We start from the raw sequence: 17,507 nt of genomic DNA, 5'->3' as shown, positions 1-17,507 counted from the left end.
TTTTATACAAAATGAAATCTATTACAATTCAAGGTACAAAAAGAGAAAGCGTGGGCAAAAAGTCGACAAAAGCTTTACGTGATGCTGAATTAGTTCCTTGTGTTGTTTACGGAGGTGGCGAGCCATTGAACTTCTCTGCAGAAGAGAAAGCGTTCAAAGGTTTGGTTTATACTCCTGAAGCACACACGGTATCTATTGAGGTTGACGGACAGGTAATTCCTGCAGTTCTTCAGGATATTCAGTTTCACCCAATTACAGACAAAATCATTCACGCAGACTTCTACAGATTATCTGATGATAAGCCAGTAATTATGGAGGTTCCTGTAAGAATCACAGGTCGTTCTAAAGGTGTTGTTGCTGGTGGTGTTCTTAGACAAACTTTCAGAAAACTAAAAGTAAAAGCGATTCCTGCTAACTTGCCAGATGAGATCGTTGTAGATATTACAGCGCTTAAGATTGGAAACAAGTTCTATGTGGAAAGTCTTAAAAATGACAAATATTCTTTCATGCACCCAGACAACGCAGTAGTAGTTGCTGTTAAGATGTCTAGAAATGCTAGCAAAAATGCAGCAGCAGGACAAGATGATGACGATGAAGAAGTAACAGAAGGAGCATCAGAAGTTACAACCGAAGAAACTTCTGTAGAATAATAATTAAATTTATTATATTATAAATACTAAGCCGTAGATTTTTCTACGGCTTTTTTATATCTTTATATTTAAATAATTTAATTCTATGAAAAAAATTCTATTTTCTATTCTATTAGCTTCAACAATGAGCAATGCTCAAACCTCAATCTATAATGAGAGTTTTGAAGAAATTACAGATTTGCAAGCATCGGGCTGGACGCTTTATAATGATACCAATACGCCATATGGGACATATGCAACTGCATTTCCTACAGCTTGGAGAACCATTGCCTGGACCGCTGAAGCAGGAAATACCGTGGCAACTTCTCCATCTTGGTTTACTACTGTAGCGGCAGCTGATAGATGGCTGATCACACCAGCTATCACTGTACCCGCAAATACTAAGGTTTCTCTTGAGTTCTTTGCAAGATCACACGATGTTAGTCCTTATGATGATGGCTTTAAACTGAAAATTTCTACGACCAATACTGCCAAAGCTTCATTTACAAACATCTTGGCTGTGGCTCACGCTGTTAATGCTCCTATTGCCGACCTTACTTCACCTTATATCGTTGATTTATCTGCTTATGCGGGTCAGACGATTTATCTCGCCTGGGTTAATGATTATACCAATGGAAATCTTCTCAGTATAGATGACATAGATGTGACGACAGTACCACTAATGGCAGTGAATGATTTAAGCAAAAAAGATCTGACATTATATCCAAACCCAACTGCAGATTACTTCACCATTAATAATACAAATAATATTATTTCGGTTAAAGTCTATGACATATCAGGAAAAATTGTGAAATCCAAATTGGAAGCAGTTAACGATAAATTTGATGTTTCTAATCTGGAGAAAGGTGTTTACAATGTTTCTATTGAAACTAAATCCGGAACTGTAAACAAAAAATTGATCAAAAAATAATTGATTTAGCTAACTTAATACATTTAAGGTCTCTTGAAAAAGAGGCCTTTTTTTGTGCAAAATTTAATTTGTTACGTCAGATTTTGTCGTTGTGCTCGGGTAGATTTGCCTCAATAAAATAATTGAAAATGGACAAAATTACACAGGAGCGAATCAGTAAACTCCATCCCAAAGTAAAGGTTGAAGTAGAGAAAATCATTGCAGAATGTGACGCTGCATTGACCGGCAGGGCGAAAATAAGAATTACCCAAGGTTTGCGAAGCTTCAAAGAGCAGGATGAGCTTTATGCGATTGGAAGAACAAAGCCTGGAAAAAAGGTAACCAATGCAAAAGCAGGACAAAGTATTCACAATTATGGCTTGGCGGTCGATATCTGTCTCATCATAGATGGAAAGACTGCCAGCTGGGATACGGCAAAAGATTGGGATAATGATAAAGTAGCAGATTGGTATGAGTGTGTAAAAATCTTTGCCAAGCATGGCTGGGACTGGGGCGGAAATTGGAAAGCCTTCAAAGACCTACCCCATTTCGAAAAGAAATCAATTAAAACAAAAACCTCCGAAATCAAAACCACTTGGAGAAACCTCATCAAACTTCCCAAAGATAAAGATGGTTATGTTGTTTTTTAAAATCAATTTTTAACACGACGAGTTTTGTCGCCACCCGCCTCTACATTTGGCTCAGAAATAACTCTTGCAAGAAATTTCTAAAACATTGTTTAACCAAAATTAAAAACATGAAGTACAAAGAATATTTTAAGGACTTTGACGATTTCGATGAGGAAAGCCAGCAAATATTATTATCTGCCTACGATGGTCTATTATTAACGAATACTTTTCAGCAAAACAAGTTACTGTCAAAACAAACATCACAAAAAACGAGCAACATTGATCAATCTGCCTCTTCTGTGTCAGATATTACAGATTGGGAAACAGACGAATATGTAAATTTGAATATGCTAATTGGCAGTATCAAATATTTCAAAAATGAATATGGTAATTTTCAGTTTTTATATAATATTAAAGATATAAAGTCTAATTTCCAGAATAGGTCAATCTCAGATAATAAAAATAATACCATAAGATTAAAAGTTTATCGGAGTAAAAAGGTAGGTAATGTAAGTCTCAAGATAGGAGATGTTATCATTAGCCAACAAATCGATGCCAAAAATCAAAAAATATATTATCGTTTGACATTTCATTATGTGGACAGTGATGAAAAAGCATTTGTTTTAGAGACTTATTCTTATCAGGAACTTTATAATCTGAACAATTTTTTAAATTTTAGAAATCTTGGGGAGATAGATGCTGCAAATCTTTATTTCCTCAGAAATTTCGCAAATGCACTGCATAATGAGTCCGACCCTGTTCGCCTCAAGTTTCTATATACCAATATTCCAGACTCTATTCTTGAAAATCTATATAAATCTGTTGAGAACAAAACGTTTTTCAACCATTTGGAGATTCTTACAAAATATGATAAAGACGGGATTTTCAGTGGATTTAAAGATGGGAGTTCGGCGATTATCCAGATTTTCAAAGCATTGAAGAAAGCACAAAATATTACAGATTATTACAGGAAGTTTCCGGAGAAGCTCAATACGATCTTTTACAATCTGGATGGTAATAGCGAGTATGAGGGAAAACAGCAAAGCAACAAGATGATCCTTGCCAATATTATGCTGGTGCTATGTCTATACTCTAAAACAGATGATAAAGCTGTCAAGAGCTTTACAATAGGAAAAGGTTATAAGATCAACACCAAACTTTGGGAGTTGGGAAGTATCTTGGGATTTGGTAATTCCGATGCGGGTACTTTCTTCTTGCAACAGCAGAAAGAAGAAGAGCGAAGAATAAAAGTTACAGCAAAAGAAGATGACCCTAATGCAACAGAAACTGTAGCAACCAATTTGGACGATGGCGCACAATTCCATCCTTTGGATATGGTATATCTCACAGACCTATCAGCCGAGACAGATCAGGCTTACTTTGTTCCCGCTATTTACATGAAAGCATTGGCAGATGCCGAGGAATGGAAAGTGGTAATGCAAAATATCCGGATGGCTGCAGACTTACTGGCTGTGGTTATTGGTATTGCCACATTGCCGACAGGCAACCCCTATTTCCTTCTTCTGGCTATTGCAGATATCACACTGGCAGGTGCAGACCTCACGATACAGGCTTTTCGTGAGCAGATTTTACTGATAGAAGGCGGAGAGGATTTTCTGAATAAGTGGGAACAGATCTACACAACGGGAGGTTTTGCCATAGCTGGGCTGACTTTGGTTGGCGGTTTCTATGCCGGTGCCGCAAGATTGCTTACAAAGCTTGCAGATGGAAGCGCAAAGACCTACCTTAAAACTTTGGTTCTGAAAGCCATTCTGGAAACCAATATCTCCAACTTCCAAAGAAACACGATAAAGATTTTAGAATCTAGGGAGATTTTCTTGGGAAGAGAATATGCAATGATGGGACAACAAATGGCGGAAAATGGTGTAGTATTTATATCGGGAGTGAGAGAAGGAAAATACCAGTTTAGCTATGCAGGCATCTACAAAGGCGAGATAATTATGGATTTTAACAAGGCAGAATTATCGAGAGTTTTTAAAGACTGGTGGAGGCTCAAAGGAGAAAAAATGATAGAATTACTGGAGTGGAAATACAATTTTTCCGTCCTCAAGAAAAACGAGCAATTTGTAAATATATACAGCAAAGTCCTTCAGGAAAAATACCATTTATTGAAACAATTTATTAATTTTGAAGAAGAAGCCGTAATCAGATATTACACCACATCTGCCTATGATAATCTGAACAAATATCTGAGAAAAGTATTAGATATCACAAATGAAGATGTTTTAAGGGAACTGGACGCCTTTGCAGATGCTTTGAGAAAAGCACTTGGCAAGCTCCCGAATTCTAAAGTTAAAACCCTTTATCGTTCTTTCTATATGGAAGAAAGCCAGCTGAAAGCTTTGTTCAAAGAAGGTGGAGTTTACGAAGAGAAAGCCTTTATGAGTGCATCAGCAGATTATGATGATTTCCTGAAATACTGGTTGCAGGAGAACCAAAGACACAACGTGATTATGAAGATAGAAGGCAAAACAGCAAAAAGTGTGAGAGAAATCTCAGATATGCCAGAAGAATCCGAAGCGATGTTTTTAGATGGGAAACAGTTTGATGTAACTGGAGTTAAGAAAATAGACCATCCATTAGATTTAAATAAAAAAATAATAGAAATTAAATTAAAAGAAAAATAAGATGGAAAATTTGCAAGAAAAATTAGATTTTTTAAAAAATAGAAATAAAGAACTCTCAAAAATAATATTTGTTGGATTTGATACAGATGAAGAATTAGATGCTTATAGGTTGACAATTAGCAAAGAAAGGGAAGAGTACTTTAGTAATTTGGAACAAATCCGCCAATTAGAATGGGATTTAATGACTCCTGAGCAACAAGCCAGAGATTTGGAGGTAAGACATCAGATAAGACTGAAAACAGGACAAATAAAAGAAGGAGAATAATTTTATTAACATCAAAAATGAAGAAAGCAGCCATTAATAGTGCTGCTTTCTTCATTTTTGATACGTTTTATAAAACAATTATTTTTATTGAATTGTTATCATAATCAAAAATAAATTTTAGCTTGCAATAGCTTCGAACAAACCATCCATTAACAGTAGCAGGATAAAAACGATAGTGCAGAAGCATTCTTTTTAATCCTGTAATTATCTCTTGGTTTTTGCCTGTTTCTATCTTTAGGTCGGATATATCTTTATGTACTTCGGAAACGAAAGAAACAATAAAAGTGTTTTCAGTTGGCTTGTGTTTTTGGTCAATAATAGAATGATCAAAAGAATCAGATAAATTTTTAGTATCAAATGTTATTTTTTTATCTACTTCATAAAAGATTTTATCTTTTGCGGGTTGTCCATTAACATCTCCTGGTCCAGGAGGAGGGGGAGGTCCCATTTCTTTATGAGCTATAACATCATTAATGTTTTGTGCATACAGTGAGAAGCTATAAAAGAGGATACAAATGAATAATATTTTTTTCATAAAAATGATTTTGTTTTGTACAAACATAGTCAATTCACAAAGAAATGCCACAAAAGTATCAACCCGATAGCTCGGATTTGCCATCCGTGCTTATTACAATGATTAAAATAAAAGCAGTAACAGAAAGTGTTATTGCTTTTTTAATATTTTCGAGAATTGATGTTGGATATTGTCACGGATTACAAATCCGCGACATCGGGGTTTGCAATCCGTGCTTTTTACTTTACTGTTGTAAATAGCAGATTCGCCATCTCCAATTACAGATATGCCGTTTCAATTAACGAAAATGCCAAATCCACTATAAGATTCGCCATCTCCAACGAGCGATATGTCATTTCCAATAATGGAATTACCAAATCCAATACATGATACGTTATTTCCGCTGACGGATGTGCTATTTCCGACATTAAAATAACGCTTGTGATAATTTGTTTTTTTTACTTCAATTAATTATTATAGTGAAAATATTATTCCTTTGGATTTTTCGTATGATTATTTTAATATATTTGTTTGTATTCGTTTATTAATATTAACATAAAAAAACAAAACAAATGAGTAGAACAAAAGGACGGGTCATACTTAGCAAGAACCCAAAAGAACATCTGGACATAGCCAAAACAATATATGACAAACACATGGAGTTGGGCGACAAAAGCCCGCTATTGCTGTTGGAGGATGTAGATTGGACAACCGTAGAGCCAAAGATCACCATAGGACTACAGGCGCACGCAGATGCGGAGTTCCACAAAGGTGAGATGGAGAAGCAATACGCCACAAGAGACCTTCAGATGCCGGACGTGACCAAGGCGGTCAAACAAAGCATCAACCTGCTGAAAGCCACCTTCGGCGATAATCCCAAAAAGCTGGCAGACTGGGGCGTGAATGTGGACGACTCTCCTAAGCCAAAATCTAAACCTCCCAAAGCTTAAAATAATAATTAACAACCGCTCAGTTTCCTGGGCGGTTTTTTATTCAAAAAATATTTAAAATCAAAATATAACACGACGAGTTCTGTCGCCACCCGCCTCTACATTTGTAATATCAAATCACAGCAAATTAAAATAAAAGAAAAATGAAAAAGATCACGATACTTTCTTTAGACGGCGGCGGAATCCGAGGAATTATCTCCTGCATCGTTCTTCGCTATCTGGAAGAGCTTCTTCAGCAGAAAGATAATCCCAATGCAAAACTCGGAGATTATTTTGACATGATCGCAGGGAGCAGCACCGGTGGGATTCTCGCTTCCGTCCTACTTTGTCCGGATATCAACGGAAAAGCCAAATATTCTATCCAGAAAGCGTTTGACCTTTATACGGAAAAGGGAGAAGACATCTTCAATGTTTCACTTTGGGAAAGCCTGATCAATCCTTTTGGTCTGTTCAGCGAGAAGATCTCTCAGGATAATCTTGAAAGACAACTGAAGGATTTCTTTGGAGACCTGGAACTGAAAGATTTTATAAAACCGTCTCTCATCACCAGCTATGATATCGAAAACAGAAAGGCTAAACTCTTCAATACCATCAATGCACAACAGAGTCAGCAGAATTTTTTTGTGAGGGATGTTTGCAGGGCGACTTCTGCTGCGCCGACTTACTTCTCTCCTGTCCAGATCAGGTCGTCTTACGGCCAGATCTTCAGCTTGATCGATGGTGGTGTATTTTCCAATAACCCCACTTTATGTGCTTATGCAGAAGCCAGGAAGATACCCTTCGCCAATATTTTTGAAAATCCTTTCAAACCCAATTATCCTTCTGTAAATGATATGATGATCATCTCTATCGGAACGGGAACAGAGATGAAAAGTTATCCTTTCAAGAAATATCAGAATGCCGGAAAGCTGGCTTGGGTCAACCCAATTATAGATATTCTTCTTTCCGCAAATGCAGAGACAGTAGATTATCAACTGAAACAAATGTTTATGACGCTAGGAAAACGTAACAGGCAGAATTATTACAGGATCAATCCGTCGCTTAAATCCGCTTCTCCGGAAATGGACAATGTGAAGAAAAAACACTTGGAAGCCCTGATACAGGCTGGCCTGAGCTATGTTGAGGAGAACAACGTACTTCTCAATGAAATTGCAGAAAAATTAATCAAAAATAAAATATAACACGACGAGTTCTGTCGCCTCTGCAAGATATCTTTGAGGTATAGAAAAAGCAAAATACACGAATACAAATGATGAAAAAATTAATCAAAAATAAAATTTAATGCGACGAGTTTTGTCGCCACCAACTTCTACTTTTGGATCATCATTCAGGGCCTTGAATTGATCTAAACCAAATTTTAACCGATCACTTAGGATATCAGCAAAAATAGCTGGTAAGGAAAACTATTCCCAAAACTCACAATATAATATGGAAAACAAAACACACAACATACCCGAAGAACTCCCGCAAGATGCTATCTACAGTATAGACTGGGAAGACATAGAGAACGTAGATCTAGACTACGACTATGATCTGGACGAGATAGAAAATTTCTTCCGGGAAGACTTTGAGAATGATATTATTTATTAACCTTTTAAAATTAAAATTTTATGAAACGAGAAATTAGCTATTTAAAAGAAAAATTTGAAACAGGGGACAAACCTGAACAAGAACATTTTTCTGACTGGATGGATTCCTATTGGCACAAGGACGAAAAAATTCCCATGGACAATTTGAACATCGATGTCTCTTCCAAAGCTGACAAAACGGCAGAAAACCTTTCTGCAGAAAATATTACAAGCTGGAAAGCAAAACTTGTTGAACCATCACAGATCACAATCGATGCAACATCAAACATTGACACAAATAGTAAAGATGTAAGTGGTTTAAAGATGCATGGGAAAAATGTAGTGATCAATAATGGGGCAAGCAATATTGATCTACAATGTTTGCAATCTTCTGAACGGGATTTTATGTGTACCATTACAAAGGCTGGTACAGGAAGCATTACAATCAAGAATGGTTCGGGAGTAAGTATCAAATCTGTGGATTATACAAACGTCTTAAATGGGGGAGTAGGTAGTACCGCCAAGTTGCAACGGATAGGAAATGATTATTATGTAAGAATTTTTAACACCTAGATCATGAATATAGTTGAACAATATGAAGCGCATAATAGCTATTATGCTATAGATTGTATAGATAGCACACATTTTGGAAATGGCAATAACGGTCCCTATTTTTTATCTTTTGATGATGCTATTTACAAGACCAAATTCAGTTTTACAGATGGTGTTTCTATTAATGGTACTAAAGGTTCTTATGTTGTTAGAAACTTTAATCCACTATTTAATGGAAAAATAAAAATTTTCAACAATCCTAAAAAGATAAAAGAAATAAGTATAAACATTGGCTTATCCAATTATAATGAACAGACTCAAACAGGAACAGTAAGAAATCTTGCAATAGATTCTAACATATTGGACTATTTTACTGAGTGTGAATCTTTTTATCTTGTACATTATTGTTATGGGAGTAATAATACTGACATCTATAAAGGTAAAATTACAGGGGAATGGGCTACTAAATGTGGAGATAAATTAAAGAAATTGGATCTTCACCAGGTAGATTATCCTTTAACTACAGCCTCTTTCAACTTAAACTTGTTACCATCAAATTCTGTTTTGGAGTACCTGAGAACAGGACAGTTAGCTACAAATACAGGTAATTCCTATTTAAATGTTTCTGGAGACCTATCCTATATTCCTACTAGTTGTAAAATCATAAATTTAGGAGGAGACAGACCCAATACTACTAATAATATAACCGGCGCCATACCTGTTTGGGTCGAAGAATTTTCAAGACTAGGTAGAAATACCATTGGTCAGAATTTATCGACTTTGAATCCTTATATAAGACATTTGTCATTACAAGGGTCAAATGTTCTTTCAGGTTCTATTCCTCCAATATGGACAAATAGTTTAAACTATCTTAAAATATTAGGAAAAAATACTATTTCAGGGACCATTCCTGATTTGTCTCTATGTTCAACCATTCATATTGAAGGCAATAATACACTATCAGGCAATATTCCTGTTTTACAGGCTTGTAAAGAGTTGACGATTCGAGGAAATAACAATATGTCAGGATCGATAGATATTGACACATATCTACCATCTATTGATACTCTGATAATCGGAGGAAATAATACAATAGCGGGAGTTATAAAAACAACGGACAAAAAATTTACAGTTGCAATTACTGGAAACAATACAATATCTGCAATAGGGTTTCTTCCAAATTGTACAAGTTTCACAATATCAGGGAAAAATACTTTAACAGGTAATATCTTTTCACTTATTCCCAGTGCAACCACAATCAATATCACAGGTAATAATACCCTGAATGGTTATTCCTCCCAATCTTTTAAAGCGAATATGAGCTATGTAAATATTGCTGGACGTGCCGTATTGACTCAATCCATGGTAGATCAATTGTTGACTGATCTTGCAGCAACTAGCTGGTTGTCAAATGGAACGAAGGTTATTTCAATAAAAGGATCTTGTGCCGCACCATCTTCTGCAGGTTTAGCCAAGATTGAGGTATTAAGGGAAAAAGGTGTAGTAGTAGCAGTAAATGTATAAATCTTAAATAATCGTTATGGAAGAAACAAAAGTCTTAACAAAATCATATATCGTAATATACGATAACGAGACAAGAGCAATTAAGTTAAAAATGCTGGACAACGGAACAACATATGTTCCCGATGGGTTAGCAACTGCCGAGTTCGATACAGAACAAGAGCTGGAAGATTATATTTCAGAAAATAATCTAATAGAAGATAATCTTTTAGAATAATTTACTCTTTCTCAAGTCCGAGAAAAAAAACAATTAACAAAAACATTCCTACAAATATTCCAATACTAATAAACATTGGAACAGGCAAAGGAATGTCTAAAAATCAAAATAACAACAATTAAAAAAATCAAAAAAATGACAACAGAAAAGAACAACACGAATCCGGAAGCTGCAGTTCCGGTAGATCAAAATCAGAAAGCAGTAGCCAATCCTGCAACACAAACACTTTTCAGATTTGTAAGCCTTAGAAATCCTCAGCTTGCAAAAAAAGAGGGTAATCTGAAATTTATTTTCAGAGATGATAATGTTGAAGAGACTACTTTTGACCAATTGGCCATTCAATGGAATCAAAACCCAAACCTTGCACCCAGTAAAATAGATTACTATATTAAAAAAATTATTAGCAATCCGGAATGGTTTCAGAACAGGATAAAAAGCGAAAAGCATTTTAAAGAGTTATATACAGATCTATACTCAATAGTTAAGAAATTTGCTATGGAAGGAGTAGAATCATTATCAGAAGATGATTTGAATGATGTACGGAATACACAACCCAATATGCAGTACATATGGACCACTATTATCTATCAGATTGTGATGCAAGAAGATTTCTACTTGAAAGAGCTTATGTCGCAACTATTGCAACTGATCCATTATGTAGAGAATCAAGATTATTTTTCTTCAGAAACCAACGCTGAAAAGAAGAAGGAAAAACAAAAAGAGCTCGCAACTGCCAAGGTTGTAATTCCAGATTTCCTTTTTGTCGATTCTGCCACTGTACCAACTGTACAGCAAAACAGAGACTTTACGGTAGGTACAAGCGCGGTGGGCTCTAATGATGCTATAAAAGGAGCGAATGCCAATAGAGTTCAAGAGCAGAATGTCGAGAATTCTGTAGCAGTAGACGCAACATATCTACCAACAGAATCTATGCTGAAACGTCAGAAAGTGGCTTTGGCTTCTTCTGAAAAAACACAGCTGGAAGATCTTAAAAAAGATCTTACCAAAGCTCAGAATATTTATAGAAAACAATATTCCAAGGCTTATGGTCTAGCTTCCAAAGACTATCAGAATTTGATAAAGCCCCTTTATGATGATTATGATCAATCACTGTTGGAAGTAGAGGCTACTTTTACAGAAGAAATGACAGCAGCTGCTAAAAAATTAGCTTTGAGCCAAGTGGCAAAACCGGAAGTACCAGAGTTTCAATTCGAGTTCCGAAAAGAAAGAGATATAAGTTTTTTACAAAGCAAGTTATCAGAAAATTCATTAAAGTCTTTTGTAAATCTGATAGGGGAATATGCTGAGAGTGAAAGCCTGTCTGGAAGATTGAATAATGGAGAAGTATTGCAGGAAAATATTGTAGCAATTGGTGATGACCAATTTATCCTTCCAGCAGATGAGAACCAGAATTTTGATGAAATGCTTGAGACCATCAATGCAAAACTATCTGATCTGAATGACACGATCTATCAAAATACAGAAGTTGAAAAACAACAGTATGCAAGTGTTGGAGGTGTTTTGATTCCTGTTAATAATGAAGAGGTACAAGATAAATCAGAAAATTACATGTTTATGGCTCAAACACTTACCGTAGCGCCGAATATGTGGAGTGTTGTTGTGACATTTCAAGCCTCTAATGTTAGCATTGTTTCTGCGGATTATAAGGCTCAAGGGAAAAGTAAGGAAATTAAAAGTACTGAGTTGGATAAAATCGGCTCTGCTTCCTATAGATTATTTAATAATCAAAGTTTTATACAGCCAAATGATGTCAGCGAAGGTGGATTTACCGTTTCAGGGATACTTAAACTCTCAGACGGTAAGGATTATCATATGGATTTCACATTAATTAGAGATTCTAATTATCCAATTAATGCAGCCTCTGGTCAATATTCTACGTTTGGATACAATTGCTATATAATGCCATATACACCGCCAACAAATCCAGGTAACGAAAACCCAGATAATCCTAGTGAACCAGAAAACCCAGGCAATACCAATACACCAGTAAGCACAAACAATACTTTCGTCCCAAAAGGTTTCGGTATCAAAAGATTGGGTATTGCAGATTATCTTAAGGTAGAGCAGACAACCCACGCTTACGTAGAAGGGGAAGTTGCGAATATAGAGAATATCATGGCTCGCGAATACCGTAGTCAGTCCACAAGAAGACTGAGAAGAAGCGAAACTACGGAAACATCATCTTCTGATAAAGAGAGAGAAAGGTCTACAGATACGACAACATCCAGCCGTTTTGAGATGCAGTCCGAGATAGCAAAGATTCTTCAGGAAGCTACAGATATTGGAATCAATGCCAATACAAGTTATTCCAACAATACAAGCTTTGGGAATTTCTCTGCACAATTAGGAGCTAGTTATGCAAACCACCGTTCCAAAGAAGATAGCATGAGGCAGGCAGTTACTCAGGCTCAGGATGTAACAGTGAGAGCACTAGACAGGGTGGTTACAAAAGTCCATCAGGAGCGTATTGAGAAAATGATTGAAGAGTTTGAGGAAAACAATACACATGGTTTTGACAACAGAAAGGGAAATCAGCATGTAGTAGGCGTTTACAGATGGGTAGATAAACTCATGAAAAATCAGGTTTGGAATTACGGAAAACGATTGATGTTCGAATTTGCAATCCCACAGCCATCCAAGCTACATACATTGGCGGCAGCTTCTGTTAAAAAAGTGATTCAGAAACCGGTAGATCCTAGAACAGCTGACAACTTGACAATGAAAGATTATACAGATTTAAGCGACGAGAAGGTTTTAAAACGTTGGACTAGCACTTATAATGTTGAAATTGAAGAAAAACTAAGTGAATATTGTAATATTACTAAATCATTTAGTGGTAGAGATTCTGCATTTTCTGGTAAAGACGAAGAAAAAACTCAAATTGTAAACGGAAATGGGGAAGTTATTATACCTGAAGGATATATTGCTACAGAAGTAAGATATTTATTTAATACTTACCCACATGGCTTTAAAGGATACCATCAAGCTTTTATTTCTGTTGCTGGTATATCCTCAGAATGGATTACGGATGTTCAAACAACGCAAAAAGGAGGAGTTATATCTGGTCTAAATGTTAAAGAAAGACTTGAGTTTTCTTTTGCTACTGGCGAAAGCCCTATTATTCAAGGGAGTTTAGATGTTAAATGTGAGCTTACTGAAGAAGCAAAAAAACAGTACCAGCAAAAAACCTTCAACGCAATCATAGAAGCCTACGAAGATGCATTAGCAGAATATAATGACAAAATTGCACAAGAAGATGCGAAGGCAAGCAGTATCAAAGATGGCAATCCAATGTTCTATCGCCAGATAGAGCAGGAAGTTCTTAAACACAACAGTATCGCTTATCTAGTAGATGATAGCGTTTCCAAAAACAATAAAGTATTAGGAAAAGAACTTTACACAGGAACTACGGTAAAAGAATTTGAAGTTACCAGAACAGGACTAGACGATTATGCATCATTGGCTAAGTTCATGGAGCAGGCCTTTGAGTGGGATATTATGTCTTACAACTATTACCCATATTACTGGGGCAAGAGAGACGATTGGGATGATATGTACCAGTCCGAGAATATAGATCCATTGTTCCGTTCTTTCCTTAGAAGTGGGATGGCAAGAGTTGTGGTTACCGTTCGCCCGGGTTTCGAAGATGCAGTCCAGTTCTATATGGCAACTGGCAGATTGTGGAATGGTGGAGAAGTTCCGGTGATTGGAGATCCAATGTATCTGTCTATTGTAGATGAGATGAAAGATATTAAAGGAGAAGCACAAGGTAAACCTTGGATCACAAGACTTCCTACATCGCTTACTATTCTTCAGGCACAGAGTATTGGCTTGACGGTCTCATCTGCACTTCCATTCACGAAAGAAGACCCTGCATTGTTTGAAAATCCGGAAGAAGTCATTACAGAAAGTAATTTCAAAAATACCAATGCAATGATAGAATCCGGAGCCGACAAGCAGGTGGCCAAGATCGGATTGGACGAGGATTCTCTGCAGTTGACCACGGAAGATGATTAGGTAGTATCAGAACTTTCTTTGGATGATCTGAAACAAGCTTTAGAATAATCACATTTGTTTAATCCATTAGAGGGGCGGTTTTCTAAGCCGCCCTTTTTAATTAAAATATAAAATATGAGCACATTAGTTTTAGATCAGGTGGCTCCGGTATTTCCTGTACAAAAATCACCGCCGGAACTCAAGCTGCTTACCTCGCAGCAGATTGCTAACACCTATTATGAAGGTAAGCCGACTGCTACAGGGAAAGGTTATAAAATATATACAGATGACCCTATACTTGATAAAGAAATAGAAGAGGTCCAGTTATACAAATCCAGATTTAGTAAGAAAATTGGAGATACAGATCTGGTACTTTTCGCCAGCAAAAATGGAGCATTTCTTCTCCAAAGATATCTGGAGGCTGTTCCGCAGAGCAAGGAACTGATATTGTTTCTGGAAATTGATGACAAGTATAACACCAATACCGTTCTTCGGGCTGTCGCAGGTTCCGACCTTACGAAGAAGGATTCTGAATTTGCTGATATTCTCAGCTTTGTAAGAAAACAAGAAGTTACCATAACACCCAAAGTCCTGAAAAAATTAATTGAAGAAGGGATTTACCGCAACAAGGTCAGTTTCATTAGTTGGTTTCTTGGGCTAAAAGATGCTGCAGTTAGCAAGATCTTTAATTTCTATACACAGGGGATATTATCCGCAGCTGCAGACTATTTCAAAAAGGATATTGCTGGTGATATCGCAAGCTGGCGTATCCCGGAAAACGGATGGAATCCTGAAAAAGAAAATTATGAGCCGGCATTGATTCCCGAGGCTGTCTACAAGGAACTGAAGAGATATTTTGAACATACAGATTCCCCAAATAATCCCTACGTTGGGTTGGAAGGGCAGAAGAAGGTCATCACCAAAATTGTTTCGTCCTTGTTTGAGAAAATAGATTCTGCTAAAAAGTATTTTCTTGGTATCCTGGATCAGGCAATGACACTAAAATTCTTCCCAGAACTCTTATTCAAAAAGATAAAACATTCTGTCAGCAGATTTTTTACCCAGTTCGATAAGATAGAGAAGTATCTTAAAAACCCTACCACAGGTATACAGGCGATGGTCTACAAAGGTTTTCAGACCGCCAATGCACTTCTCTGTGGGATTTATAATAGTTTTATAGACATCATTGCCGGTCTGTTTTCTTTGATTGGTTTCCTCTTTGAGGCAGTGGCTGCTATGGCAGATGTTGGTGCCAGCAAGGCAGACTATGGCGAGATGTTTCTGGAACTGATGGAGAATATGATGGAGGGCATCTTCTCCTTTGATTATGCCGATTTTATTATCCGCTGGATCAGCTTTGAAATAAGGACCGTCATCAAAATGGCAAACTGGGTCTTGGAAAATGTAACAGGCGTTTCTCTGGAAAGCATAGCCTATTATTTCGGCTACATTGTGGGACTTATTATAGACATTATTGTAGAAACACTCATTACAGGAGGTACGGCTGCCGTTGCAAAACTATTAGAAAGCACAGCAGCATTTATCAAAAACCCGTTGGCAAAAGTGGAAGCAGGCATCAATAAAATAGCGGGAGTTACCAAAAAACTGCTTGACAGACTGATAGATTTTATTACCTTTATCTCTGCCAAACTGAAGAAAGGCTCAGAAGCTTTGTTCAAAGATTTGAACAAGTTCATAGATGAGGTTTTTGGTTTTGGAGAAGAGGTTGCGGATAATGCGCTTACGCCTGCGGAGAAAAGGTTTAGAGATAAGAAGAAAGCACAAGCAGAAAGACTTGAGAGAAAGAAAAACGGAGGCTATCTTTCTGGTGATGATGAAGAGATTTTTAGGAAAGTACAAAAAGGAGCAGGAGGAGGACAACGATATAGAAGAAGTACTTTAAGACAAATTGCTAAAAGCATAGAAGAAAAATATGTAGATATTAATTTAAAAGTAGAAATTGTAACCAAAAGAAGCCATCCAGAACGTTATAAAAGATGGACAAGCTATCCGAATGATATTTTGGCAAGTTGCAGAACTCACGAGATTCCACCAATAATGTTTTTAAGGGATGATGCAACAGAGCTTACTATACAACACGAGATGTGGCATATTGATGATTTTAAAAAGTATGGTTTTGAAGGATTTAATAGTTTACCCAACTGGACAGCAGAAGAATTAGTTTGGGAAAGGGTTTGGAAACAAAAGCATCGTTGGACACAGGAAGAATTGATAGACTCTTACAAATATTACAAAGAATCGTGTGGCAGAGAAGGAGCAGAATATAAAATAATAGAAGAATTAGAAAAAATATCAAAATAATGAACTTAACAAAAGAAGAAGCATTGGCTTTAGGAATTAAAATAATGACAGATATTAATTTTCTATATGATGTAAATGCCGAAATTGGTGTAAAATATATAGAGAAAGGAGAATATCAAGAGTACAATAAATGGTTAATTAGTTTTCCTTATGGTTTAGAGGACTTTGGTAGATATATTTATGGTTTTATAGATATTAATGATGATTCTAAGATAGCTAAAAGAAAAATATCAATCCGTAATGGCTCAATAAATTTAGGTTATGATGAAGAAAAAGATAAATATTTTGTACAAAGTAAAAGACCTTAATTTTAAACCGCTTCATCCGAAGCGGTTTTTTACTGCTTATAGATTTTATTACCTTTATCTCTGCCAGACTAAAGAAAGGAAGTGAAGCCATCTTTACAGACCTTAATAAGTTCATAGATGAAGTTTTCGGCTTTGGAGAAGAGGTTGCGGATAATGCTTTGACAGCTCCGGAAAAAAGGGTTAAGAAAAGAAATGAAGCAAGAGAATTAAAGAGGAAAAGAAGAGAAGAAGCCAGACAGGATAGGGAAAGAATGACCAATAAATCTGATGGTGGACAGAAGTTTAAAAAACCTGTTCTCCAAAAAATGATAAAAGAGCTGGAAGAAAAATACCAGAATATTGGTCTTAAAGTTGAGGTTGTCGGAAAAAATAGTGGTCATACAATTATTGTAAACGGGAGGGTGGAGTTGCTAACTTTGTTAGGACACGATTCTTATACTCTTTAACTTTAAGAGTA

General features: G+C 36.4%; 17 protein-coding genes. 16 read left to right on the top strand and 1 reads right to left on the bottom strand.

All coding sequences use genetic code 11. From position 1 onward, the window contains the following. Positions 1 to 11 precede the first annotated feature (11 nt). The 5 genes from RTX21_RS16215 to RTX21_RS16195 all read left to right on the top strand — a co-directional run bounded on the left by RTX21_RS16215 (position 12) and on the right by RTX21_RS16195 (position 5,081). Positions 12 to 650 (top strand): 50S ribosomal protein L25/general stress protein Ctc, encoded by a 639-nt coding sequence (locus RTX21_RS16215; protein ID WP_312769283.1) that lies wholly within the window; start codon positions 12 to 14, stop codon positions 648 to 650. Between the two features lie 85 nt (positions 651 to 735). Next, positions 736 to 1,560 carry a T9SS-dependent choice-of-anchor J family protein gene (locus RTX21_RS16210; RefSeq protein ID WP_312769282.1) on the top strand — a complete coding sequence of 275 codons (825 nt, stop codon included), beginning with the start codon at positions 736 to 738 and terminating at the stop codon, positions 1,558 to 1,560. A gap of 128 nt (positions 1,561 to 1,688) precedes the next feature. Next, positions 1,689 to 2,189, top strand: coding sequence for a M15 family metallopeptidase (locus RTX21_RS16205; RefSeq protein WP_312769281.1), 501 nt, complete (start codon positions 1,689 to 1,691; stop codon positions 2,187 to 2,189). A gap of 107 nt (positions 2,190 to 2,296) precedes the next feature. After that, complete coding sequence (locus RTX21_RS16200) at positions 2,297 to 4,816, top strand: ADP-ribosyltransferase (protein ID WP_312769279.1); 2,520 nt, start codon at positions 2,297 to 2,299, stop codon at positions 4,814 to 4,816. 1 nt (position 4,817) lies between these two features. Continuing rightward, positions 4,818 to 5,081, top strand: a complete 264-nt coding sequence (locus RTX21_RS16195; protein ID WP_312769278.1) for a hypothetical protein — start codon at positions 4,818 to 4,820, stop codon at positions 5,079 to 5,081. Positions 5,082 to 5,148: 67 nt separating this feature from the next. Here the strand turns inward: RTX21_RS16195 and RTX21_RS16190 are convergent, their stop codons facing one another. Beyond that, positions 5,149 to 5,616 carry a hypothetical protein gene (locus RTX21_RS16190; RefSeq protein WP_312769276.1) on the bottom strand — a complete coding sequence of 156 codons (468 nt, stop codon included), beginning with the start codon at positions 5,614 to 5,616 and terminating at the stop codon, positions 5,149 to 5,151. A 159-nt stretch (positions 5,617 to 5,775) separates the two neighbouring features. Here RTX21_RS16190 and RTX21_RS16185 point away from each other — a divergent pair, with 159 nt between their 5' ends. From RTX21_RS16185 to RTX21_RS16135, 11 genes are all read left to right on the top strand, one after another. Further along, on the top strand, positions 5,776 to 5,985 hold the full coding sequence (locus tag RTX21_RS16185; RefSeq protein WP_312769274.1) for a hypothetical protein: 210 nt from the start codon (positions 5,776 to 5,778) through the stop codon (positions 5,983 to 5,985). A 182-nt stretch (positions 5,986 to 6,167) separates the two neighbouring features. Next, complete coding sequence (locus RTX21_RS16180) at positions 6,168 to 6,545, top strand: hypothetical protein (RefSeq protein ID WP_312769272.1); 378 nt, start codon at positions 6,168 to 6,170, stop codon at positions 6,543 to 6,545. A gap of 143 nt (positions 6,546 to 6,688) precedes the next feature. Continuing rightward, entirely contained in the window at positions 6,689 to 7,726 is a 1,038-nt protein-coding gene (locus RTX21_RS16175; protein ID WP_312769271.1) for a patatin-like phospholipase family protein, read from the top strand. Positions 7,727 to 7,973: 247 nt separating this feature from the next. Continuing rightward, on the top strand, positions 7,974 to 8,135 hold the full coding sequence (locus RTX21_RS16170) for a hypothetical protein (RefSeq protein WP_312769270.1): 162 nt from the start codon (positions 7,974 to 7,976) through the stop codon (positions 8,133 to 8,135). A gap of 20 nt (positions 8,136 to 8,155) precedes the next feature. Continuing rightward, positions 8,156 to 8,686 (top strand): hypothetical protein, encoded by a 531-nt coding sequence (locus tag RTX21_RS16165; RefSeq protein WP_312769269.1) that lies wholly within the window; start codon positions 8,156 to 8,158, stop codon positions 8,684 to 8,686. Between the two features lie 3 nt (positions 8,687 to 8,689). Next, the gene (locus tag RTX21_RS16160; protein ID WP_312769268.1) at positions 8,690 to 10,189 is read left to right on the top strand and encodes a hypothetical protein; all 1,500 of its coding nucleotides are present in this window, start codon (positions 8,690 to 8,692) and stop codon (positions 10,187 to 10,189) included. A gap of 16 nt (positions 10,190 to 10,205) precedes the next feature. Beyond that, positions 10,206 to 10,403, top strand: a complete 198-nt coding sequence (locus RTX21_RS16155) for a hypothetical protein (protein ID WP_312769265.1) — start codon at positions 10,206 to 10,208, stop codon at positions 10,401 to 10,403. A gap of 135 nt (positions 10,404 to 10,538) precedes the next feature. Then, a complete protein-coding gene (locus RTX21_RS16150) occupies positions 10,539 to 14,441 on the top strand; it encodes a hypothetical protein (RefSeq protein WP_312769264.1) in 3,903 nt (1,300 codons plus the stop codon). Between the two features lie 114 nt (positions 14,442 to 14,555). Next, positions 14,556 to 16,742 carry a zincin-like metallopeptidase toxin domain-containing protein gene (locus RTX21_RS16145; RefSeq protein WP_312769262.1) on the top strand — a complete coding sequence of 729 codons (2,187 nt, stop codon included), beginning with the start codon at positions 14,556 to 14,558 and terminating at the stop codon, positions 16,740 to 16,742. Further along, positions 16,742 to 17,050: a hypothetical protein gene (locus RTX21_RS16140; RefSeq protein WP_312769261.1), complete on the top strand. Its 309-nt coding sequence runs from the start codon at positions 16,742 to 16,744 to the stop codon at positions 17,048 to 17,050. Before RTX21_RS16145 ends, RTX21_RS16140 begins: the two co-directional genes overlap by 1 nt. Positions 17,051 to 17,208: 158 nt before the next feature. Beyond that, a complete protein-coding gene (locus RTX21_RS16135) occupies positions 17,209 to 17,496 on the top strand; it encodes a hypothetical protein (RefSeq protein ID WP_312769259.1) in 288 nt (95 codons plus the stop codon). The last annotated feature ends 11 nt before the right edge of the window (positions 17,497 to 17,507 follow it).

It is taken from the genome of Epilithonimonas sp., from assembly GCF_032054305.1.
GTDB lineage: Bacteria > Bacteroidota > Bacteroidia > Flavobacteriales > Weeksellaceae > Epilithonimonas.
This window is presented reverse-complemented; position numbering and strand designations above follow the sequence as displayed.

Bases quoted from the DNA above. Each gene is read 5' to 3' on its own strand.
- RTX21_RS16175 (WP_312769271.1), top strand. From the start codon at position 6,689: ATGAAAAAGATCACGATACTTTCTTTAGACGGCGGCGGAATCCGAGGA.
- RTX21_RS16190 (WP_312769276.1), bottom strand. From the start codon at position 5,616: ATGAAAAAAATATTATTCATTTGTATCCTCTTTTATAGCTTCTCACTG.
- RTX21_RS16200 (WP_312769279.1), top strand. From the start codon at position 2,297: ATGAAGTACAAAGAATATTTTAAGGACTTTGACGATTTCGATGAGGAA.
- RTX21_RS16180 (WP_312769272.1), top strand. From the start codon at position 6,168: ATGAGTAGAACAAAAGGACGGGTCATACTTAGCAAGAACCCAAAAGAA.
- RTX21_RS16170 (WP_312769270.1), top strand. From the start codon at position 7,974: ATGGAAAACAAAACACACAACATACCCGAAGAACTCCCGCAAGATGCT.
- RTX21_RS16185 (WP_312769274.1), top strand. From the start codon at position 5,776: ATGTTGGATATTGTCACGGATTACAAATCCGCGACATCGGGGTTTGCA.
- RTX21_RS16195 (WP_312769278.1), top strand. From the start codon at position 4,818: ATGGAAAATTTGCAAGAAAAATTAGATTTTTTAAAAAATAGAAATAAA.
- RTX21_RS16215 (WP_312769283.1), top strand. From the start codon at position 12: ATGAAATCTATTACAATTCAAGGTACAAAAAGAGAAAGCGTGGGCAAA.
- RTX21_RS16155 (WP_312769265.1), top strand. From the start codon at position 10,206: ATGGAAGAAACAAAAGTCTTAACAAAATCATATATCGTAATATACGAT.
- RTX21_RS16145 (WP_312769262.1), top strand. From the start codon at position 14,556: ATGAGCACATTAGTTTTAGATCAGGTGGCTCCGGTATTTCCTGTACAA.
- RTX21_RS16150 (WP_312769264.1), top strand. From the start codon at position 10,539: ATGACAACAGAAAAGAACAACACGAATCCGGAAGCTGCAGTTCCGGTA.
- RTX21_RS16165 (WP_312769269.1), top strand. From the start codon at position 8,156: ATGAAACGAGAAATTAGCTATTTAAAAGAAAAATTTGAAACAGGGGAC.
- RTX21_RS16210 (WP_312769282.1), top strand. From the start codon at position 736: ATGAAAAAAATTCTATTTTCTATTCTATTAGCTTCAACAATGAGCAAT.
- RTX21_RS16205 (WP_312769281.1), top strand. From the start codon at position 1,689: ATGGACAAAATTACACAGGAGCGAATCAGTAAACTCCATCCCAAAGTA.
- RTX21_RS16160 (WP_312769268.1), top strand. From the start codon at position 8,690: ATGAATATAGTTGAACAATATGAAGCGCATAATAGCTATTATGCTATA.
- RTX21_RS16140 (WP_312769261.1), top strand. From the start codon at position 16,742: ATGAACTTAACAAAAGAAGAAGCATTGGCTTTAGGAATTAAAATAATG.